This is a genomic window from Paenibacillus sp. J31R34, from assembly GCF_059383715.1.
Genome location: NZ_JBXENU010000006.1, coordinates 1 through 24,239, shown reverse-complemented (window position 1 = coordinate 24,239; position 24,239 = coordinate 1). Strand labels below are relative to the sequence as shown.

Here is a 24,239-nt window from a genome sequence, read left to right as displayed (position 1 = left end):
GTAACTTTCCCAAATAGACTAAAAATATAGGCTGTAATAACCGATAACTACAGTACGGAACTTTTCTTGGGTCTTTGCGTCTAATTGTAACAGACATTGACAAACATTCACTCAAGAGGGAGAAGGAGGAAAGTTTATAGAATAGAGGACGATAGCTCTTCTGTGTGATCTCAACGTTTGTCTATACAGCATGTTCATAAACTATTTTTATGAAGAATAAGTACTGGTCATTAGGGTGTTTATTCAAAAGCAATGCATATAAGGAGGAACCAGTGCGATGAGAAAGTGGAAACAAATGCTAAGCTTATTTTTATCAATTGCCTTGATTGTAACGTTGGCTCCGCTCCAACCGGCGAAGGCTGCGTCAATCTATTTCCAATTTACTGACTTTAGTACGCTGGAAGGAAGCCCGACTATCGTAAATACAAATACGGTTAATCTACGCGGTTCTTTTGCAGATGTATCCGCTAACTCTATTACCTTCAAAGTTGAACGCTTGGTCAATGGGTCAGTTGTAGCTTCTTCTAATGGCTCACTAACTCCGTCCATTGTAGGCAATACCTTCTTGTTTGCAGGTGTACAGCTTTATGAAGGACTGAATAGAATTACGGTTATGGGAGTAAGCACAGGTACAAATGGTAGCGTCGTAGAAGGATCAAGCTACGTTACGTACGGAAATGTTCCGGTTATTACCAGTGTTCAACTGGCTAATGGAACTGCTCTTTTAGAGGGGCAGCCTGTTATTGTGACGAATGCCAATACATCTTTTACTGTAAAAGCTAGCAATGCAACGGATGTATTGATTAACGGTGTAGCTATGTTTAATGGTGGTGCAGGTACATTTGTTATGTCTTCACTTAATTTGGATGCTGGTTTGAATTACCTTAAGATCGTTTCAAGAAATGGTGATAAGAGCTTTACGCTCGAGCGACAAGTAGTCTACTTCCCTGCAAGTATGGCTACTCCGTACAGTGTGATTGCGTCTCCTTCTAATACATTGCTTGACGGTAACCCTGTTATTGCTCCATTTACAGGAAATACAATTAGCGGTAAGCTATTGTTCAAAACGCCAACAACGATACTGGCTGATCCAACTGTAACGTTAGAGTTGTATAATGAGTCGGGCGTACTGCAGACGACCCTTACAACGACGGTTACAAAAGAAACAACGAGTTCGGACTATACGCAGTTCTCGTTCCAATCCGCTACTACACCTACACTTAGTACAGGGACAAATGGAAAGTACACTCTTTATGTGAAAAGTACTCCGTATAATGGTCTTACGGCAAACTTCCCAATGCCGTTTACAGTAAGGAATGATGATACACCATATATTACTGACATAAAGCAGCTTTATGAGATAACTCCTGTAAGCCCGGCTACTGATGGTCCCGTAACTACTGGAGCACAAACAACTTTTGTTGATAACGGCGCGGTTAGTCAACTGCCATTATGGCTTCAGGTGAATACAGGTAAATTTGATTTGACGGCTGGAGGTACGGCAACCCTTACAGCAAAAGTGAACGGTGTCGCTGCAAGCAGTTCAGTATTCGATTATACTATTTACAGATCGTCAGACTCCAAGCAGAGGATCTATAAAATTAATGCTCTGCCGCAGGGAAACATTGAGTTGACATTCACAGTATCCAATACTTATGGGAATGATACGGTAACACGGTCATTTACCTATAATCCGATCTCTTCCATTCAGATTTCAAATACATTCAATGGGGCTATATATTATGACGACGGATTGTTGCTTGCATTGAAAGGTAAGCTTTTGAACTTTAAGCTGCCAGCAGATAAGTCCAGTTTGACTTATACGCTTAATGGTGTAACAACAAGATTAGACCCTAACTATGTCACAGATAGTACAGGGGAGTTTTCAATTCCTCTGACCGCAAATAGCTTGGTATATGGAAGCAATGTTATTGAATTAGCTGGTCGAGCGAATGGAGTTGCGGTTGCAACGACGATAACTATCTATCGTTTCTCGGACAAGCGTCCGCAGGTAACGAAAATAATACCAGTACCCTTTACTTCTAGTCCTGTAACAAATCCTTCAGGAACGCGTTATGATTCTGACACGGATAAAAGATTTATTGCAGGAACAACAGCTAATTCTTACACGACAACAGTAAAAGAAGTCGACTTGTTATTTAGTGTCACAAATCTGGCGAATCTCATTATTAATGTTGATGGAAAGCCATATACAACTGCTTCAGTTAATGATTCGAGTGGAGTCATGACAATTGATACGAATAAACTCTATTTTGAGTCTGCGACCAATATAGGCTCACGCGCCTATGCTCTTCGTTTGTATGGGTTAACACTGCCTACTACCGGTTCAATGAGTATTACTGTTATCTCGCAGGTTGGTTCAGAAAGCGTTAGTCAGACGATTACCATTACTAGGGAGCTGCCGGCATATGAATTGCTTTCTCCCAAGCTTCCTGAAGAATCTGTTATTAATCAGAACTTTATAAATATCAGTATCCTTGCCGAAGGCGCTGATCGGGTAGTTGTTGGTAAGGCTGATATGACAAAAAATGCAGCGGACGATATTTTTCGTTATGAGCAAACTGGCCTTAAAGCAGGGACAAATAAAATCAAGTTTACGGTTCATAGAGGCAGCGAAAAACTCAATGGTGAATTCTCTGTCAATTACGCTGCTGACAACTCTATTGGGGCACAGTATAAAACGATGATTACCAAGGCGGGAAAGGCCAGTGCTTTTAAGAATGAATTGGTACTTAACTTTCCGAAGAATACATTTTTACGTCCGGCAAATCAGACACCAGGTAGTGATATTACAACAATTGATATGTTTGACTCCCAGCAAATTTTGTTTGGAATTGCCGATCGTACAGACGGAAGAACTTTGAAGTTCTACAATCCTGTGGGACAGTATAGAACGGTTACAACTCCAAATGGAAATACAAGTGTTGCCAGGGATGGGGTAATAGAGCAGATACCTAGTAATGACAACGCGGCTGCGAGACTCCGCGCAAATTCTCATTTTGGCTTTGCTTCCAACTTGTTCTGGCTGGATGCTGGGTACGTAAATGGCAATTTAATTACAGATTACACGTTTACACAGGGCCAGAATCCTTACTCGAGCGGTACTGAATTTTATAATAGAACGATAGATAAATGGTTGGAAACAACTAACTACGGAACGCTAACGATTAAATATGATTCCCAAATCAGGAATACGGTAGCTAATACACTAAGCGTATGGCGTTATTATGATAACAAATGGACGAATATCGGCGGCAAAGTGAATACGGGAAGTAAGTCGATTACAGTTCCGATCAACGGATTCGGTTACTATGTAGTCATGCAGATGCGCTATAGCTACAGTGATATGATCGGCCATGCTTATGCTCGTAATTCGTTGGAGTTAATGTTTGCTCGTGGTGTTATGAATCCTAAGAGCAACAATGAATTTGGTGTGTATGACAATATTAGTCGGGGTGAATTTGCGCAGCTACTCGTAAAAATGTTTCAGATTCCTTTAGACTACAATCCAAATGATATGACATTCGATGACGTTGTTCCTATTTTGGGGCTTAGCGAACTTTGGGACTATCGTTACATTGAAACAGCAGTTCGCAAAGGTATTATCAGAGGTAAAGGTCCGAGACAATTCCTTCCTAATGAAGCATTGACGCGTGAAGAAGCAGCAGTGATGATTGCTCGCGCAGCTAATCTGCTCAAGGACGGCAAGGATGATCAGACGAAGGATCGTGCAGCGCTCCAGAAGGCATTCACCGATGCAGGCTCGATGGATGGCTATGCATTAAGCTCCGTCCTTGCAGTTGTGAAGGCTAAGTTCCTGGAAGGCTTGCCTAATACAACTTCAGGCACAGGAAAAGCTACGTTTCGTTTTGATCCGAAAGCTAATCTTAATCGTGCGGATGCTTCGATTATCGCAGAACGTGTAATGCGGAAGAACAAGCTACTATAAGAATTGGTCTATATCGGTATAGAAAGGCTGGCTGTCCATGAGCTAGCCTTTCTATATCATCAATAATGAGTAAGATTATCCATGGAAAATCTTTTGCATCGACGTAAGGCAGCCAGCCAAGCTATACTGAACAAGTAATAAAACATAGAAGTGCATTCAGAACTAGAGCGAGCGTTTTCTTGAAGATCGCATGCAGTTGTTTCGAAGCTACATAGCGAGGGTAAAACTTTTTTATAATTATTTTTAAGGTGAGCGCAACTTTTCTGAGACCTGTGCGTCTAATTAAGTGTTGTTACATCAATCGGCAAAAAAACCACTCTTTAGACTTGCCTAATATCAGAGTTAGTTGGAATGAATTCTCAACTTTCTCTTTACGATAAGGGTATGCCATTGTATAATGTTATAGTGGTATAAGGGTCTAGCAATTTTCTGCGTGTTTACGAGTTTCTGCGACATGTTATTACATAGGGTTAAACATGGCGACAGACATTATTTATACTTAATACTGCTCAACTCTGGGAAGGGGGTGACACACACATGAGGGAAACGAGCAATTCATTTTCTAAAGAAAACTCTCAACAACCGAAGCAATTTAGAGGAGGAGAAAAAAAGGTTATGAAGAAAAGTTTATTGGCATCCGTGCTATCTCTCTCCCTTGCTATGGCCGTAACAGTTCCAGCATTTGCTGCAACTCCAACTGACGTAGCAGGCGTGAAAGAACAAAGTGCAATTGAGGAGCTTGTAGCTCTTGGAATTATCAATGGTTATACTGACGGTACTTTTAAGCCTGGCAACAACATTACTCGTGCTGAGCTTGCTAAAATTATCGTTATTGCAACAGGTAGCGAGCAAGCTGCTACTGCTCTGCAAAACGTTAAATCGCAATTTAAAGATGTTAAAACTAACGAATGGTACACTGGTTACATCAACGTAGCTGCTGGCAAAGGCTTGCTGCTTGGTGACAAAGGTACTAAAAACTTCCGTCCGAACGCTAACATCAAGTTCGAAGAAGTTGCTGCAATCGTTATCCGTGCTCTGGGATACCAAGATTCTAACCTGACTGGTGCATGGCCTTACAATGTTACTTTGAAAGCTGAAGAAGTAGGGATCTTCAAAAAAGTTGATCTTGCTCTTGGTACTTCAGCTACTCGTGGCGTTGTTGCTCAACAAGTTAGCAACGCTCTTGGTGAGAACATTGTAGAATGGAGAGCTGATTCCAAACTATACACCAATGCTACAGACCGGGATGGCAATGCGCTTATCTTGATCTCTCGTCTGGGAACAACTTCCAATCAAGTGGTTTCTTCTGCAGTTCTTGACACTAACGGTAAATTAGTTTTGAATGGTGTTCCAAAAACACTTTCTTCTAACTTCATTATCACTGGTGGTAAAAAACTGTCTGATCTATTGGCTCATAACGTTACTGTTCTGGCTGATGCTGATGGTAAAGTTCGTGCTATCACTGATAACCAAAAAGAAGATAACGTTGTTACTGGTAAATTGAACGTAGATTTCAGCAATGCTCCGCAAGTTGAAGTTAAAGTAGGTACGGCGGTAACTAAGTATGAAACTGTTGGTGGATCTGTATACTACCTGAACAGTGATTCTGCTGTTGCTTCCGATTTCCCATTGAAAAAGGATTCTGATGTTTCTGTATTCTTGTATGACAATACAAAAGAAAACAGAGAAGCAATTCCTAACCGTGTTGGTAAAGTACGTGCAGTAGTTGTTTCGAAAGCTAATGCAGCTGATGCATTGTTCGACTCTTATGTAGCTGCTACAACAACTGCTAAAGCCCGTGTTCTGACTCAATCGAACGTTTCTGTAACGGTTGACGGTGCAACTTCTATCACTATTAATGGTGAAGCTAAAGCTGCAACTGATCTTGTGAAAAACGATGTTCTTGACATTGTGTACAACAAAGATAGAGCAGCAGTTAAGATCACTGCAACTCGTAATGTTGTTGAAGGTAAAGTAACAGCTAAGAGCACTCAAGCTGATGGTACTGCTGTTTACACTGTAGACGGTAAAACTTACACAGTGGTTACTGGCGCTCTTACTGGTAATAAAGCTCTGACAGTAGATGCTTCGTACAAACTGTTCTTGAACAAAGACGGTAAAGTGGCTGGCGCTGAATTGTTGACTGGTGGTACATCGGAACTGAAGTATGCTATCGTTCTGAACGCTGACAACAACGTTGATTCCGGCGGTGCTTTCGCTTCTACTAAAGACGTTTTGGAATACTACTCGATCAAAGAAAATAAAGAACTTCAAGTATCTTTGAACAAAGCGACTTTTACTACTCCAGGTGACGCTCGTGGTAATGCAGTTACTACTATTAAAACTGGTGACGATGTTGAAAATACAAACCTTCCAGTTGCTTTTGATATCGTAGCTGCACCTATCTTTGTTGAGTGGGTATTGAAAAATACTGACAACAGCATCAATGGTGTTAAAAACGATCAACTTAAACCTACTCCGTTGACAATTAGTGCGGAGATCGATGCTAAAACAGACACATCGTTGAAAATCATCGAGGATGGACGTACAAAAACTTACGAAGTCAACGCTAACACTGTAGTTCTTGACGCAACTAAAGCTGTTGGTAAAGCACCTGACAAGCGTGAGATTTCCACTAGCACTTTGGCTAACCTAACTAAAGGTAACAAAGTAACTGTAATCACAGATGGTCCTTCGGCATTTGCTAAATACGTTGTTATTACTCAGAAATCTGCATCTTCTGCAAAAGAAGCTAAATACGGCTTGTTCGTAAGTGCTTCTCAGAATGGTGATGATTACTCAGTAGCTATCAACGTTAAAGGCACTGTTGAAACTCATGCACTTACTGGTTCCGAAGGTAAAAAAATCTTCGACCAAATTAAAGCGACTAATCCTTCTGTAGCTGGTTCGGTATACCATGCTGATTCCAGAACTCTTATTGCTTTGACAGATACGTTCTTGAAGTCTGGTGATGCTGGTTATGCTACTGCTCCTGCTGATTATAAAGAAGCAAGCACTGGTTATGACACATTGCAAGTGTTCGCTGCTAATAATCACATCCAAGCAGAGGGTACTAGCCTTTCAGATTCCACATTGAAACTGGTTGGTATTGATACTAAGTACTATGTAAACAGCACAACAGCGATTTACGTGTTTGACAAAACTAACAACACTGTGACTACAGATGGTATCTTTGCTGATGTAACAGCTTATGCTGGTGAAACAGACCTTAGCAAATATGCTCTTGCAGTAGTAGGTGACGATACTTATGGATCGTACACACTTGCTAAAGCAATCGTTCTTGTTAAACTGAAGTAATTTCAGTTTAGCTCAAGGAAACCGATGAGATATCTCATCGGTTTCTTTTTTTGCGTTCACACTTGATTCATAAAAGTTTGCTATAATTAAAGTAGAAAAAAATGTTCTGGAGGGGTGAATTGCTCGGCATTACAGCGAAACTTTTTGTTGGGTATGAACGTCTATATAAAAAAAGATGTGGAGTGATATTTTAATGCAGACGGTTGTTTCAGGAAGCTCGAAATTGAAATGGCGTTTTTATGTAGCCATGTTGTTAGTTGTAGTTCTGCTATTCCCTACTTTGCCAGCTATGAGTGAGGCGGCCTCTACGGCAAGCAGTATTAAACCTGTGTACATAAACAGTAACTCATATGTAAAGCTCGATAGCGCGGACATCCTGTCTACTAGCAAAGGGAAGACAGCCAGCTTCACGATCACGCTTTATAACGGAGGAAGCAAAGCGATTAATCTGCAAGACTATTGGTTCCGTTTGGCTTCTACTAGTGGCACTAAATATACGTTGTATATGCTGGATAGTGATAAGACGAAAAAAAACGTTCAAGCCAATTCGAATGTTACTTTGACTTTTTATAGCGAGCTGCCATCAAGCATGACTTTGCCTAAACTCATTTTTAAAGTGGTGAAGTTTGATTTCAGTGTAGCCGGTTATGAGAAGACATTAGGACAATTTAAGTTTCCAGCAGACTATTCTACGGATGTTAAAGCAGGCGGATACAGCTCTGTGAAGTTGAATAGTACTCCTGTAAACATTAGAATTAGCAAATCGACGATGTCGACAAGTACAGATAATAATACGGTTAATATTGAACTTGCAATGCGAAATACCAGCAGCTCGGAGCTTTCGATTGCCAATCTGCAATTTTTGGCCCAATCCGGAGCAGGTGGAATGTACAAGATGAAAGTCACTTCAACTACCTCAGGAACAGCAGATGCTATCGTCTTGCGTCCGAAAATTCTTGAAACGATTAAATTAAGCATCACTCTTCCTAAATCTGTTTCTACAAAAGGACAAAAGCTTGTTATCACACAAGGTATTAGCTCTGGCACTGGAGAAGGTGCATCAAGCTTATCCCTGCCTGTTTCTAAGATAGGCTATAATCTAAAAACAGCAAACACTGAAACAGCAACTAATTATGAATATATTAAAGATGATTATACTTATAAAATGAATGTTGCTTCTATTCAAAGAAATACTTGGGGCGGCGAAGACAGCCTGATCGGAAAGCTTGTTATTACAAATACAAGCTCCAAAACAGCTCCAATCCCAGCAATTGAGGGTTCATTGTATCTTGGGGATAAAGCGGCTGTGAAAACAACCATTATTCCATTTACGAACCCTGTAGCTATTCCAGCTAAGAGTTCTATAACGATTTATTATACGGGTACAGTTCCTACAACTACATCGATAACTGATTTGAAGCTTAAGCTATTTGAGAAGTCTGGTGAATCTCAAACAGAATTGGCTGCATTGAAAACACCTGCGGCTATCGTCCCTAAAGTTGTCTCTCTTGGCAGCGAGAACAATGTCAACGATATCGGTGAGAATTTTACGGTTAATGTAATGAAAACACAACTGCTAGAAGGAGCTTCTAATAATCTTTATGCTATTTATATGGATATTACGAATAAACAAGCTCGCGCCCTTGCTACTACCAAACTAGTTGGTTATTTGAAAACAGCTGATGGAGATAAATACGATATCAAATTACTGAAAACAAGCAATTTGATTAATCCAGGAAAGAAAGAGCAAATTATCGTAACGGCTGAGGTTCCTAAACGACTGGAATTAGCCGGAGCAACGGTAGTAGTGGGTACTGCTTTTAATGCACAAGGTATTGTGAAAAAAGATGATGCTGAGATTATAGGTTTTGTAAACCCTGTGAGTTATGCTTTGCCAGAGTATAACCAAACGGTAACTTCTGATTTTAGCAAAGTTAAAGTAGGGCCGTATACTATCAATATGGATAATATTGTTACTTATCTGAATGATGATAAAATTGATGTGGATTTCTCTGCTCAAGTAACGAAGGACCTTAGCTATGAAGGCTTCAGTGCTAAGAAATTTACTTTTGCAATCGAGGATCAATCTACTAACCTTTCCATGATCAATACGCCATTTGAGATGGAAGGTACAGCAGGTACCGCGGGACAATATGTATGGAAAGTTGGCAGTAACTATACCAACATTGTTCAGAGTGTAACCGATAAATTAGTTGCTAGAACGATTCAGTTGAATATCTATGAGGAAATTAGTGGATATAAAACGAAGCTGGTATCAAAAAATATTAAATGGTCGCCATACTTAAACTGGGCTGATCCAAATAATAAAGAGTAGTTTGCTTGAATAGCGTAATTAAAATAAGGTAGTTAATTTTTAAAAAATCAGGTATCTTAATAAGATACCTGATTTTTTTCTGAGAGGAGTAATAGAGTTGAAGAAAACGACAATGAAAGTGGCTATTGGTGCAGCACTCCTGTTGGTAGGTTTCGGTATAGGCTTTCTCAATCCGAAAGCAATCGAAGCAGATGGCGTATCAACAACTCCAGGCTCTATTGACGATCCTGTTATTACAAAAAGTTATTTAGATGAACAGCTTGGTAAAGTATCTGGTGGCAGCAGCTCGGGGAATGGCTCTAGTGGCTCGTCGAACGCTTCCACTGCTCAGGCTTCACTGCAAGTCGTTAATGTACCTAGCGGCAAAGTGCTGCTTGGTGATGAAGGTACAGAGATCATTCTTCGTGTGGGCAAAGCAGTAGCCTACAGCTCAGATAGCAGTGGTATTGTGGATATAACAGATGGCAAGGACTTGGTTAAAGGGAAATCCGTTACCACTAATCACCTTTTATTGATGCCTCGCTCAGGCAGGGGAGTTACGGCCGCGACAGGCTACACTAAATCGTTGACTGTATTGGTCCGAGGTGGATATAAACTGCAATCCGTTAACTGAGTTAGTATAATTTGTACAAGTTGACAATAGATTATACGCTTGAACAAATGCCTTGAGGTTAAAATAAGAGCATGCTCCCATCATCCAACAGTGAGGTGTTCTTATAATGAGTCGTTCCAATAAAGTAGCCGTTCCATTAAGTAAAGCAGCACTGCAGCAAATGAAATATGAAATCGCTGAAGAATTTGGGCTTTACTCGTATGTTTCCGGGCCGTCCGCTGATGATACGGAGTTTGCGGGCGAGCTAGGATCAGTACCACAAACTACAGGCTCAGTGTACTGGTCACAGCTTTCAACAAGGCAAGCCGGTTCTGTTGGCGGAGAAATGACGAAACGCCTTGTAGCTCAAGCAGAGTCTGTTTTAAACGGTTATATTTAAAATATAGGAAAGGATATGATTTAGCTATCCATTCTCTATATTTCTCGGACTGAAACGAGCCAAGACGCCAGAGGACGGCGACAGCCGTTTCACCTTAACCTTTACCGAAAATTAAATCTTATCGGGATAGTATCCATTGACAGGAAGCGACATTTTCGGTAACATACTTTATTAGAGAGTTGTAAAACAACCTTTTCCCTAAGGAAAAGGTTCGTTTTTTGTTTATAAGTTCTGAACTTATTTATACTAAAGCTGTAGGAGGTTGATACGGGTGTCAATTAAAGGTCGTCATTTATTTACATCAGAATCAGTAACGGAAGGTCATCCTGATAAGATTTGTGACCAAATTTCCGATGCAGTATTGGATGCATTCCTGGAGTCAGATCCTTATGCGCGTGTAGCGTGTGAAGTATCTGTAGCGACAGGACTTGTTCTCGTTATTGGTGAAATCAGCAGCCGTGCGGACTATGTCGATATTTCGGCTATCGCGCGTCGTACAATTAAAGAAATTGGGTACACTAGAGCTAAGTTTGGTTTCGATTCCAGCACTTGTGCGGTTCTTACTTCGCTTAATGAGCAGTCCGCTGATATTGCGCAAGGCGTTAATGCTGCGCTTGAAACACGTGACGGCAAAGATATTCAACAAGAGAACGAAGATATTGGTGCTGGTGACCAAGGCTTGATGTTTGGTTTTGCAACTAACGAGACACCAGAGCTTATGCCTCTTCCGATCGCTCTATCGCACCGTATTGCGCGTCGATTGTCCGAAGTGCGTAAAAACGGAACTCTCGAGTATCTTCGTCCAGATGGCAAAACTCAGGTTACAATTGAGTATGTCGATGGCAAGCCAGTACGTGTTGATGCAATCGTTGTGTCCACACAGCACGCTGAGGAAATTAGCCTTGAGCAAATTCAAAGCGATATTCTTGAGCACGTTATCAAACCAGTTGTGCCAGTTGAATGGCTGGATGCTGACACAAAATATTATATTAACCCTACAGGCCGTTTTGTTATCGGCGGTCCTCAAGGTGATGCAGGTCTTACTGGCCGTAAAATCATCGTTGATACGTACGGCGGTTATGCACGTCATGGCGGCGGCGCATTCTCCGGTAAGGATCCTACAAAAGTTGACCGTTCTGCAGCGTATGCGGCTCGTTATGTAGCTAAAAACATCGTTGCAGCTGGCCTTGCTGATAAATGTGAAATTCAGCTTGCTTACGCTATTGGCGTGGCAAATCCGGTTTCTATCAGTGTAGACACATACGGAACAGGTAAAGTGGATGAAGAGAAGCTGGTTGAGGTTATCAGCAACAACTTCGACCTTCGCCCTGCTGGCATTATTAAAATGCTGGATCTTCGTCGCCCAATTTACCGTCAAACAGCTGCATATGGTCACTTTGGCCGTACAGATGTGGATCTTCCATGGGAACGCGTTGACAAAGCGGATAAACTAAAAGCAGATGCTTTGGCTTAATTAAATCCTCAAAACTAAAGCCCTTCAGAAAAAAGTTGAGAACATCGGTTCTTAACTTTTCTGAAGGGCTTTTTTGCTAAATGAAAAGTGTCAGCATCTGATCTTTGTGAAATTAAAATATATATATAATAGTTTTCTTATAAATTAAAAAAATCCAATTTAATATTTACTTGGATACTAGAAGTATTTATTATGAAATTTTTATTTAAAATGTAAAATTTATTGTAATATATAATATGGGGTGGACATTTTGAGTATCAAAAAAATGTTAGGCGAGTAGCGGTTGCTGCTTTAGCGTCAACGATTTTTCTATCAGGTGCGACATTTACTGGTTTGACGCAAGGAGACCTTAATCCAGCGTCTGTACAGGCATATGGAGAAACACTGCATGTACAGGGACCAGACGGTTTAACTTATACAGTTGCTTATTATGCGGATGAGTTGTTCGTGACAATAGACGGAGGAACTGACTGGATTGATAAACAAATTCCTCCGAGACATATGAATTACGCTTTTAATCAAGCTTATTTGGTAATTGCAAGCTTTAACGGTAATAACCTTGTTGCTTGGGTGCGGTGGCCGGGTTTAGTATCGTATACTTCCACATTTCTAAACATTACTTCAAGGCCTGATCGATTAGTTCTAAAGGAAGGTGATCAGTTTTCAACTATTAGATATATTAGCTTTTCTAATTTGGATAAAACCAGAAATATTGATTACTATTATCAATTGGGAGATGCAGGAGCATGGGTAAAAGTTAATAAAGTATCAACTCCAAATGGTACTTACAATCCTAGTATTACTGCAACAGAGAATGTGAAAATTAATATGAAAGCCGTTTTAGTAGCTACAGGCGAAATTTTAGCCACAGATTCGCACCAAGTATCTACTATACAAATGACAGGTGAAACGCTCTCTGGGCCGGATGGAAAGAGTTATAAAGTGTCTAGGGTAAGCGGCACTAATATTGAAGTAAGGAATACACAAAATGTACTCTTGGCGAACTATCAAATCCCGCAAGGCGTTTATGAGACTATAGATTATTTGCAATATTTTTATTGGGAAGGTAATGATTTGGTCGTTACAGGGTATGCTCGGAATTATAGTAATGGGACTACCCGATATATAACAATGAAATTTGAAAATCTTCCAGCACTAAATCCAAATTAATAACTTAAGTTTTGGGTATTGTTTGAATAAGAATTCTAGCATACTAATTGACTTATATAAAAATAGCTTGCGAATAAGCATTTTCTCAATGGAGAATGCCATTCACAGGCTATTTTTAATGAGAAATGACGAATTATTCAAAATGGATGGAAATTATCCGGAAAACCTACATTTTTGGCGTTCAGAAGCCGACAAATAAGGTACGAGTGTAAATTTTTGGGGAGTGAATGAAATGAGTCGTTACAAAATTAGTATTCTTCTAGTATTCGTACTCTTGCTACAAATTGCATTGCCGCCAAGCAGCAGCCTTCTGACCAATGAAGTGCATGCGGCAGTCACCGGACCTGTTATTACAAGCAAATCACCAGCTAATACTTTTGGAAATGTCGGGCTCGCTGCGCCTCTTTCCTTTACTTTTGATGAAAGTGTAATAAAAGGAACAGGTCCTGCTTCAATTACTATCTACAATTATTCGAATAATACTCGATTTGAGACATTTAGTGTTGCGACAAGCAATCGAGTTACCATTGATGCTACTGGAAGAACGGTTACGGTACAGCCGAGTGCTGCTTTTGCCGTAGGCACCGAATATTATGTATTTATTGATCAAGGAGCATTTGTGAATGCATCGAATGGTGCGAATTTTAGTGGCATATCCAATGCTGCGGATTGGAACTTTAAAACAGTAAGTCAGGTTGACAGTACACCTCCAGATTTACGTTCTGCGGTGTCCCCTGCTCCTGAATCGGGCGGAGCGCTCATTACTACTACAATAACGCTCCCATTTAATGAAAATGTATATACGACATATGGGGCGATTACGCTCGTGTCTGCTCCAAGCGCAACAGCTTATGACTCTAGAGAAATAGCTGTCAATTCCGCGCAGGTGGTAGGCAGTGGGACTTCCACTCTGACGATTAAGCCTTCTGAAGCGCTCTATCCGAATACGACGTATACGATTTCGATTCCTAGTCATGTTATTCAAGATAGCTCAGGCAATCGCTACGCAGGAACGACATGGCGTTTTACAACCGCTCCTGCGCCAGTTAATGCAACGGGATTAACACCAGGGAATTCCGCTACTTCAGTGGGAGTAAGCAGTTCTTTTAGCATTAGCTTTGATAAAAATGTGACAGCGAACGCTGGAAAATACATAAGCCTCGTACGCGTAAATGATAATTATGCGGATCGCTATCAGGCTACAGACACTTCCCGTGTCATCGTTAGCGGAAATACCGTTACCTTTACGCCTCCGAAGCTGCTGGCAAACACCCGTTATTACATTTTGATTGATGCAGGGGCCTTCACGGATAGTGCAACTGGGGACTGGTTCCAAGGTGTTTCCAATGCTGCTACGTGGAGCTTTACAACGAGTCCAGGCGACGAAACCGATCCGCCACGGATTCTGAGCACTTATCCTGCACATACAGCTGCAATTGGGACGCTTAATTCGGGTATAGAAATTAACTTTACGGAGCCAGTCTATCCGAGCGCAGGAAATATAGAAATTCGCAACTCGAACAATACGATTTTTGCCACTATTCCCGTGACCTCAAGCTATGTAACGGGTGGCGGAACGAGCAAAATTACGATTAACCCGAATAAGACCTTTATTAACAATTCGCAGTATTATGTGGTTATTGGGAGCAGTGCTTTCCGTGATGCTGCGGGGAACTATTTCACTGGACTTTTGGCGAACAGCTGGACGTTTAGGGTGACTCAAGATACCGTAAGGCCTACGATTGAGTCGCAATATGCTGTTAATAATACACAAAATGTACTGACTGATGCGTATTTCACCGCTATTTTCAGCGAAACGATTGTAAAGGGTAGCGGTACAATTACAATTAGACCGGTCACACCAGCGACGGGCGTAGTCGATATTCCAGCTAATTTCTACATTAATCCGGATAACAGCCGTCAGCTAGTCATCACGCTTCCAACAGGAACGACGATGGTTCCGAACACAAATTATTATATCGAGATTAGCCCAACAGCAATCTATGATCTATCAGATAATGCGTTTCTAGGTATTCAGAACGCTTATCAGTGGGCTTTTAAAACAATAGGTATAGATACGACGCCCCCTGCGGTCAGCAAGATGGAGGTCAGAGGCTCCACTATCGTCATGACCTTTAACGAGGATCTTAAAGGAAGCTCTGTCCCTGCCTTAAGCAGTTTCTATGTTACTGTTAATGGCGAGCGGCGCGAATTGCTGTCGGCCGCTGTATCGGGAAGTACCGTTACGCTGACGTTAGCGGGAACGCTCGTTAATATTCAGACAGTCAAGCTTTCCTATTCCAAGCCTACGACGACAACTGGCGGTATACAGGATCTCGTTGGCAATCAGGCGCTAAGCATTGCGAATCAGGATGTGGCATTTGCCGTAGATGCAACAGCGCCAACGCTTTCCAGCGGAACGGCAACAGGCAGTGTTGTGACGCTCACGTTCAATAAAGCGCTGGCTTCCGTCAATAATTTGGCGTATCAGCAATTCCGCGTCAATATCGGTGGTGCGTCCTATACACCGACGGCTATTAGTATCAATGGCTCGGTTGTCACGATGAGTGTAAATGCGACGATTGCCAATCAGTCCGTTTATGTGTCTTACACACCAGGCAGCTATCCGCTTAAAAGTACGGATGGAGCCAATTTGGCTGCTTTTAGCAGCTACTATATTACAAATACGGTTGATGTGACGGCTCCAACCCTGCAAGGCGTATATGCAAATGGAAGCATCATTACACTGAGCTATAATGAGACGCTAAGCACGAGTGTAATTCCACCTGTGAGCAGCTATACAGTCAGCGTGAATGGGAGTCTCCGTTCGATCGTGCAGATTTCTGTGTCAGGAAGTCAAGTACTGCTTACACTAAGCTCAGCCATTAGCTCAAGCGATACGATCTATGTATCGTATAATATGTCTTCACCTAGAGTAGTGGATCTGGCTGGAAACGCGGCAGCAAGCTTCTCTACACAAAGAGCATCTATGGGAACCGCAAACAGCTCGCTGTCTTCAGCAGTCATTAAAGGAAACTCCCTTGTGCTTACATTCGGAGAATCGATGAATAGCTCCTATGTACCTTATACAACGCAGTTTTCAGTTCTGGCAGGCAGCGCAACTGCGACAGTATCCGGTGTGTCTATTAGCGGTTCAACCGTAACGCTGACGCTCGCAACGGCGATTGCTTCGACTAGTACAGTAACCTTTAGCTATTATGCTTCAGGAACGACGCTTCGTACTTCATCGGGCAAAGTCATTGAGAACATCATAAGCCAATCGGTAACGAACAGCTCGTCAATCATTGATTTGATTCCGGGAGAGTTTACCCAATCGTCCGATGGCGGGGTTCTAATGACGAGCGGTGCTTTTACAAAGACGTCTTATCAGACCGCTTCAGGCAGATCGTCAGTGAAATATTCTATCTCAGCCGACAAGCTTGCTCCTGCCTATCAAGCGGCAAGAACGGCTAATCTTACGAAATCGCGAATTATAGTAGAAATTCCGAATTCGGAAAATGCGGCTGTTGTAGCTGTGCCACTGTCAACACTGCTGAATGCAAGCTCTATTAATACGAATCCGTTTTTTGTTGTAAAATATAATGGCACAGCATATGAAATTCCGCTGGGTGCCTTGAACTATTCCAAGCTTACTAGCATCGTGGGCTCCACGGGTGAACTGCTTATTGAGATCGAGCTTGGTACGACATCACTCACAACAGCGCTGACGAATAGGCTGAATCTATCAACAATTTCGCTATTATCAGGAATTGTACATTTTCAGCTCTATGCTGTTAGTGGTACAATGAAAAGCGAGATTACAGAGCTTAACGGCTATGCGACTTTAAGCGTGGATACATCCTTGGCTGTGACGAGGAAAAATACGGCAATTGTTCGGGTTGACCCTGTTGCGGGTGCATTGACCTATGTACCGACGATGTTTTCCGCGTTGAGCGGCAAGACGGTTGCTACCTTTAGAAGCAAAAGCATCGGCGCCTTTGCATTAGTTAGCAATTCCGTCAGCCTTGTTGATATTAGCAGCCATTGGGCTGGTCCAACTGCGCAGTCGCTTGCCAACAAAAATATTGTTGCAGCGCGCACAGGCAACCAGTTCGTTCCAGACAGGCCGATAACTCGCGGAGAGTTTGCAACGTATATTGCGAAGGGGTTAGGGCTTTCGGGCAACCAGGCAGCGGCTGCCAAATATTCGGACGTCAATATAGGCACCGAGCTTGCAGCTTATATTGGAGCGGCCTCCGAAGCAGGCATTGTGCTTGGCTATACGGACGGAACGTTCAAAGCAGATAAATATATTCAACGCCAGGAGATGTCGGCAATGATGACGCGCGCAGCAAGTGCAGCTGGCGCCACCATTCAACTGCCATCTTCAGCCTCTACGTATTTGCAGCCATTTACTGATCGCAACAGCATTAGCTCATGGGCGCGTACGGATGCGGCAAAAGCGATTTATACCGGCGTAATCGGCGGTAAAACTACAAAAACCTTTAGTCCTTTGACGAATGCAACCCGGGCAGAAGCAGTCGTCATGATCAAGCGCTTGTTAGAGCATATTCAATTTTTAAACACGTAGTAAATTGGTACCAGCCCCGGGACACCTTGCATAAAGGTTGTACGGGGCTTTTTTTAATAAGCTCTTACAAATTTGGGGTTACTTTCATTTGAGAGAGGACTGATGCCGCAGCGACAGGCGCTCACAGCAAGAAGCAGGATCAGAGACGAACGCTGTTGCCATACGACAAAATTCGCAAAAATCGGAAGATTAGCGGAACTTTTTGCACCTCTTTATAGTCTATATTTAATAGGCTTAGTAGATTAGGCTGCTGCCAACATCCCTTTTTAATATTTTTGGCATGGATGGGGCGGGGCCTGAGATGGGAGAGTTGCAAAAATAATGCGCAAGCTAGTAAGAGGATACGACCAAGATAACCGCGGAATAGGCAAAAAGGTAGCTATTGTTATAATCGGAGGAGCGCTGCTCCTGCATCCAATTTCAGAAATTGCTCCGGCAAGCTGGAAGATGCTTAAAATAGAAACGGCCGCAGCAGCAAGCAGCGGAACGCTTAAACAGCTGCAGCAGTCCTATGTGACTTCAGGCGCCAAACGAGTCGATTATCTTTGGACGACAACACGCAGCGGCAGAACGGCGCAAGCAAACGTCCATGTCATTGAAGTGGATCTCACGAATAAATATGTGCAATTGAATGCGCTGAGCGGCAAAAACAATACGATCGGTGATCGCGATACGATTTTGAATATGGCGAAAACGAGTGGTGCGGTAGCCGGCATTAACGGCGACGTCTATGTGACAACGGGCGAGGGCTCGCCGATGGGGGCGCAGATTACTAGCGGAACGCTCATGACGACGCCGATGCAAATTAAAGGCATGTATGCTTTTGGAGTCACGAAGGACCGCCAGCCGAAAATCGACAGCTACAGCTTTAGCGGCAAGGTAACGTCTGCAGGCGGATCTTCCTTTGCCCTTTCTGGCATTAACCAGTCGGCTTATACGCCGGATAGTGGAGATTCCACTTACAGCCACGCCAACACGATGTATATCTATACGAGTGCGTGGGCAGGCACGGAGCGTCCGAAAAATTCCGCCGCATTGCCGACCGAAGTGCTTGTTCGCAATGGCGTTGTCGAGCAGATTTCCGATGGGACTGCGCTCACGATGGTGGCGCCTAAAGACGGATATATTTTACGAGCTAACGGTACGGCAGCTAAATTCATCCGCGCCGAGATCAAGGTCGGGGACAAGCTGAAGTCGGACTACTCGTTAGTCTCCCAAACGACGGGAAGCAAAATAGATCCTAATCAATTCGAAATGATGGTTAGCGGTCATACGATTCTGGTTAATAATGGGGCAGCATCGACATTCTCGCGCAGCATTACAGGTGTTAGCGGAGCGGCATACCTTTCCCGTTCAGCCGTGGGCTATTCCAAGGACGGTACAAAGGTATATCTGATCACCAGCGAACAGTACGGAGACAGCAAGGGCGTGAATTTGGCGGAGCTGCAGCAGATTATGGTGAAGCTTGGCGTTTACAAAGGCATAAATCTGGATGGCGGCGGATCAACAACGATGATTGAGCGTCCGCTCGGGCAGTTTGCCCTGCAATCCGCGCATTCCACGACTTATGGGACGACGATGCGCAGCGTAGCGAGTGGAATAGGCGTGTTTTCGACAGCGCCTAAAGGGGAAGTCAAGGGCATTACAGTAGGCGGCACGAATGCCCTGCTTATTGGGCAGCAGGCGACCTTTACGGTAAAAGGGTACGATACCTATTACAATCCGGTAGCGGTTGACGGCACCAATGCCAAATGGAGCAGCTCCTCGGCGATCGGCACCTTCAAGGGCGCGGACTTTACGGCCACAAAAGCGGGCTCTACGACCATTAGCGTCAAGTCGGGCTCAGCGAGTGCTACATACAAGGTAGATGTTGTCGGACAGGATCAAATTGCGTCGATGACGATTGACAGTGCAGCAGGCATGCTTTCCAAAGGAGCAACTGTCTCGGTGCCAGTAACGATGACCTTGAAAAATGGCAAAAGCTATAAGCTGAGCGGCGATTCGCTTAAATGGGAGTTTGTAGGCTTTACCGGCAAAGTGTCGGGCGATACGCTTACGGTGCAATCAGTCAATGAAGGCGCAACGACAGGCTATGCCATTGGTCGCTATGACGGCTATCCAACGATGCTCCCGCTTACGCAGGGAGGCTCGGAGAAGCCGCTTGAGGATTTTGAAAATGTGAATTACAGCATTTCGACGCAGCTAACGCCATCGGCCACGACTAAGGGCAGTGTCAAGCTGACTAGCGATCTGGCGGACCAGACATCGGCTAAAGCTTTGCAGCTGACGTATGATTTTAGCGCAGGAACAGGGACGAAGGCAGTCTATGCTGTGTTTAACGGCACTTCCGGCAAAACGGTTGAAGGCTCGCCTACTGCCATGACGCTTGATGTTTTTAGTGATAAGAGCCTCAACTGGCTGCGGGCGGAATTCACCGATGCTGATGGCAAATCGCATCTGGTGGATGTGGCGAAGCAGCTCAATTGGAGCGGCTGGAAGACGGTGAAGGCTGACTTATCGTCTTATGGAATGAAATATCCGGTTAAGCTGAAGCGAGTATACGTCGTTACAATCGCGGAGGGTGCGGATGAGCGCGCGGCAACCGGCACGATTGGCATTGACAATATGAAGCTGCAATATCCAGGAGAAGCCGTGTCTTCCCAAGCGAAAGACATTGTCATGACGATTGGCAGCAAAGCGGCTTCCATCGGTGGCAAGGCGACAACGCTTGACGTGACGCCAATTACGCTGAAGGGCACAACCTACGTTCCAATCCGTTTCGTATCCGAAGCGCTTGGAGCCAATCTTCAATGGGACAATAAGCTGAACCGGGTGACGGTATTTGATGGTGCCCATTTGCTTGAGATGGTTATTGGTAAAAAAGAGATTGTAGCGAATGGCAAGCGTTCCACGACAGAGGTTGCGCCTATTGTGCGGAACAACCGTACGCTCATTCCCATTCGACTATTTTCGGAGCAGCTGGGACTTAAGGTAGGCTTCGATAATAGCACGAAGAAAATTACCATTAACTAGGGAAGAGCTCTAACCGGGATTGCAGGAGGAAGAGAGGGAAATAGAGGGGTTTTCGCCCGAAATGTATGGGCATTCCTTCCTCTATTCCCTCTCGTTCCCGCAGTGTTCGACAGCTAGAGTTCAAGGCCAAGGAGGCGGCGGACTATGCAATTGTGTTATGATAGTCTAAAAGAACCTTCTATTGGAAAGGTTGCCGATTTTTTATGGATCAACATATTTTAGATATTAACCGTGTCATTACGAATGCGACGCAGGTCATGGAGGACAGCAAATTTCAGATTTTTGAAATTTGCGAGGCTGCACGCGCTGAACTTGAATCGCTGGAGCAGGAGCTCGAAGTGGTCATTCAGGAAACGGTAAAGACGATTGAACGAGTCGATCAGCTTGAGCTGGATTACCGGCAGGCGAGAATACGCCTAACGGAAGTTAGCCGTGATTTCGTCAGATATAAGGAAGAGGATATTAAATCCGCGTATGAAAAAGCGACGCAGATTCAGCTGGATTTAATGGTTTGCCGCGAGAAGGAAACGTATTTAAAATCGAGACGGGATGATCTGCAAAAGCGTGTGCGCAATGTAGAGTCCTCGATTGAGCGTGCGGAGATGATTGCATCGCAAATTAACGTCGTATTGGAATATTTGTCGGGCGACCTCAATCAGGTTACGCGTATTTTAGAATCTGCAAAAACAAGGCAGCTGATTGGCCTGAAAATTATTTTAGCCCAAGAGGAAGAGCGCAAGCGTATAGCCCGTGAGATCCATGACGGACCGGCGCAATCCCTTGCAAATATTGTCATGCGTACGGAAATTGCAGAAAGAATGTTTCTAAAGAAGGAATTTCAGCTAGTACAGGACGAATTAGTAGATTTAAAGGGTCAGGTTCGTCTAGGACTCGAGGAAATTCGCAAAATTATTTTCAATCTGCGTCCAATGGCGCTTGATGATTTGGGACTTGTACCCACGCTGCGCAAATTTGTACAGGATTTTGAAGAGAAAACTAAAATACATACTGTATTTGACCTTACGGGCAGAGAGATTCGGATGCCTTCCGCCATGGAAGCTGCTATTTATCGTTTGGTTCAAGAAGCCTACTCCAATGCGCTTAAGCATGCTAATGCCTCTTACGTTACTCTAGACATGGTTTATACCTCAGATTCAGTTACAATCACCGTATTCGACAATGGCAGTGGATTCCAACAAGAGCTCATTCAGGTGCATAACGGAGACAACTCGCATTTTGGGTTAGTAGGCATGCAGGAAAGGATTGACCTCTTGGAAGGGAAGATGGACATAGACTCAAATTTAGGAAAAGGCACGAAGATTATATTTAAAATCCCTATTACAGCGGAGAATAGAAAGGAGTAAGATGACGAATGAACCAAAGCGCACCTAACCATAAACGTAAAATTAAAATTTTGCTTGCTGACGATCATCAGCTTTTTCGTGAAGGATTGAAACGTATCTTGAATATGGAGGAGGACCTGGAGGTCATTGGCGAATGCGGTGACGGCATTCAGGTGCTCGAATTTTGCAATCATACCATTCCAGAAATCGTCCTGATGGATATCAATATGCCGATTGAAAATGGGGTCGTGACGACTGAGCGGCTTAAGACGATTTTCCCAGATGTGAAGGTCATTATTTTGTCGATTCATGATGATGAAAGTTATGTATTTGAGACGCTGCGCAAAGGAGCGACAGGCTACCTGCTGAAGGATATGGAAGCGGAGGCCCTTATTAACGCTATACGCTCTGTAGTTAACGGACATGCTTACATACATCCTAAAGTCACAGGCAAGCTAATTAACCAACTGCGTCGTATGACATACTTGGATGAAATGGGTGTCGTGTCTGGCGCAGCAGCAGCGAAAGAGCCAGGCGTGAAATTTGTCGCTGGCGATGATAATCCATTAACGCGGCGTGAGGCCGAAGTATTGCGCCTGATGGCTGAGGGCAAAAGTAACAAGCTTATTGGCGAGTTTCTATTCATCAGCGAAAAAACGGTTAAAAACCACGTCAGTAGCATTTTACAAAAAATGGAAGTGGATGATCGTACGCAAGCCGTTATCAACTCCATTAAGTTTGGCTGGGTTACGCTGTAGCCGTTCAAGCCTAAAGCGAGAGAAAGTGTGCTGCATAGTGCTGCCAAAGGTGTTTAAAGGTCTATGCTTTGCAAGCAATTGACGGCTTTTTTATATACAAAGCAAGAGTCAGCAACGAATGATGATATAAGGAACCAATAAATAGGCAGGAAAGAAGAGCTTCCAGGACCATAGTAATATGGCTGGGAGCTTTTTTTGTACTTGCTTTGTGTAATGGGAATAATTTTGGGGAAAAGGATTTTGTACATGGGGTTATTTTTTCTCCAAGAGTTATGCGCTTGTCCGCTAATGGTGGAACCACTAGGCGCTGGCAGGCATATAATGCAGAACAAGACAGGTTGGGGCAGTAGAGCTTCTGCTGTATAGCCTAAAAAGCGAGCCTATGACGGAATATAGGATTGCTGAGAAAGCAAAGGCTTGCCGGAGACGGCTCGTTATGCGGGATATTCCTTTGGAGATGCACATGGAAAAAAGGAAACAAGCTTTAGATTATTTTCAGGAGGTGCGGTGCCATGATCAAAGTTTTTTTAATAGTCGTGGGCTGCTATGTACTAGCTGGGTTTCTGGTGCATGCAGTTTACCGCTTGAAACGCCAGCGGCAGTGTCCTGCCAGACACTATGTGCTGCTTGCCAATCCCCAGCATTCTAATATGGAACGGATGATCCGCTCCTTCTTCTCGTTCTCGCGTTGGATGGGTGTAGATGTGCAGTTGACTGTCGTAGACGCTGGCCTCAGTGAGCAAACAAGGGAAATTATACAGCGGCTGAACCGAGCAGACGGGGGAGTAAATCTATACGTGGATCGAGTTGGTGCAAAGGGGATACAGCCTTTGAAACGAACGGCCTCCAGTTTATTGTGGAGGATGCAAGCAGATGGAGTCATAACCAAAAATGAATACCCCGTCGTCATTGATTTGCAAAATCCAGAGGACTTATCCAAAATTCCTTTTTGAAGGTAGGGGAGGGAGAATAGGAGAGATCGAACGACTAAAATACCTAAGGTAGGTAAAGAGATAAAACGACAAAGCGATAAATAAAGGGGAAAATAAAAAGATAAGGTCATAAGTAAAAGGGGGTGTCATTGATAAAAGGCTGGCAATCTATTATAATTATAATATTAGAATTTAAATTAGGGCTTGTTCATGCCTGAGTTTGTTTAGATATTTTGACATGACTTTTATAAGTATTGCATTTTTAATAATAAAGATGAAGCACATCTTTGATAACGCTTAGGCGTTGTTGAGGTGTGCTTTTT

At 43.3% G+C, this 24,239-nt stretch carries 12 protein-coding genes; all 12 read left to right on the top strand.

Translation table 11 applies throughout. The annotated features are described in order from the left end of the window. Positions 1 to 277: 277 nt before the first annotated feature. The 12 genes from AC50YG_RS17310 (at position 278) to AC50YG_RS17255 (ending at position 23,937) form a co-directional block, all read left to right on the top strand. A complete protein-coding gene (locus AC50YG_RS17310; protein ID WP_494828207.1) occupies positions 278 to 3,970 on the top strand; it encodes an S-layer homology domain-containing protein in 3,693 nt (1,230 codons plus the stop codon). A gap of 537 nt (positions 3,971 to 4,507) precedes the next feature. Next, positions 4,508 to 7,288, top strand: coding sequence for an S-layer homology domain-containing protein (locus AC50YG_RS17305; protein WP_494828206.1), 2,781 nt, complete (start codon positions 4,508 to 4,510; stop codon positions 7,286 to 7,288). A 193-nt stretch (positions 7,289 to 7,481) separates the two neighbouring features. Next, positions 7,482 to 9,623 (top strand): hypothetical protein, encoded by a 2,142-nt coding sequence (locus tag AC50YG_RS17300; protein WP_494828205.1) that lies wholly within the window; start codon positions 7,482 to 7,484, stop codon positions 9,621 to 9,623. Between the two features lie 97 nt (positions 9,624 to 9,720). Further along, positions 9,721 to 10,236, top strand: a complete 516-nt coding sequence (locus tag AC50YG_RS17295) for a hypothetical protein (RefSeq protein WP_494828204.1) — start codon at positions 9,721 to 9,723, stop codon at positions 10,234 to 10,236. Between the two features lie 106 nt (positions 10,237 to 10,342). Further along, entirely contained in the window at positions 10,343 to 10,615 is a 273-nt protein-coding gene (locus AC50YG_RS17290) for an alpha/beta-type small acid-soluble spore protein (protein WP_494828203.1), read from the top strand. A 271-nt stretch (positions 10,616 to 10,886) separates the two neighbouring features. Further along, positions 10,887 to 12,089 carry a methionine adenosyltransferase gene (gene metK / locus AC50YG_RS17285; protein ID WP_494828202.1) on the top strand — a complete coding sequence of 401 codons (1,203 nt, stop codon included), beginning with the start codon at positions 10,887 to 10,889 and terminating at the stop codon, positions 12,087 to 12,089. Positions 12,090 to 12,422: 333 nt separating this feature from the next. Beyond that, positions 12,423 to 13,259, top strand: a complete 837-nt coding sequence (locus AC50YG_RS17280; protein WP_494828201.1) for a hypothetical protein — start codon at positions 12,423 to 12,425, stop codon at positions 13,257 to 13,259. Between the two features lie 232 nt (positions 13,260 to 13,491). Further along, positions 13,492 to 17,850, top strand: a complete 4,359-nt coding sequence (locus AC50YG_RS17275; RefSeq protein WP_494828200.1) for an Ig-like domain-containing protein — start codon at positions 13,492 to 13,494, stop codon at positions 17,848 to 17,850. A gap of 321 nt (positions 17,851 to 18,171) precedes the next feature. After that, a complete protein-coding gene (locus AC50YG_RS17270; protein WP_494828199.1) occupies positions 18,172 to 20,883 on the top strand; it encodes a stalk domain-containing protein in 2,712 nt (903 codons plus the stop codon). Between the two features lie 203 nt (positions 20,884 to 21,086). Beyond that, positions 21,087 to 22,247 (top strand): sensor histidine kinase, encoded by a 1,161-nt coding sequence (locus AC50YG_RS17265; RefSeq protein ID WP_056036892.1) that lies wholly within the window; start codon positions 21,087 to 21,089, stop codon positions 22,245 to 22,247. Between the two features lie 8 nt (positions 22,248 to 22,255). Then, the gene (locus AC50YG_RS17260; protein WP_056036894.1) at positions 22,256 to 22,984 is read left to right on the top strand and encodes a response regulator; all 729 of its coding nucleotides are present in this window, start codon (positions 22,256 to 22,258) and stop codon (positions 22,982 to 22,984) included. Between the two features lie 512 nt (positions 22,985 to 23,496). Continuing rightward, a complete protein-coding gene (locus AC50YG_RS17255) occupies positions 23,497 to 23,937 on the top strand; it encodes a hypothetical protein (protein ID WP_494828198.1) in 441 nt (146 codons plus the stop codon). The last annotated feature ends 302 nt before the right edge of the window (positions 23,938 to 24,239 follow it).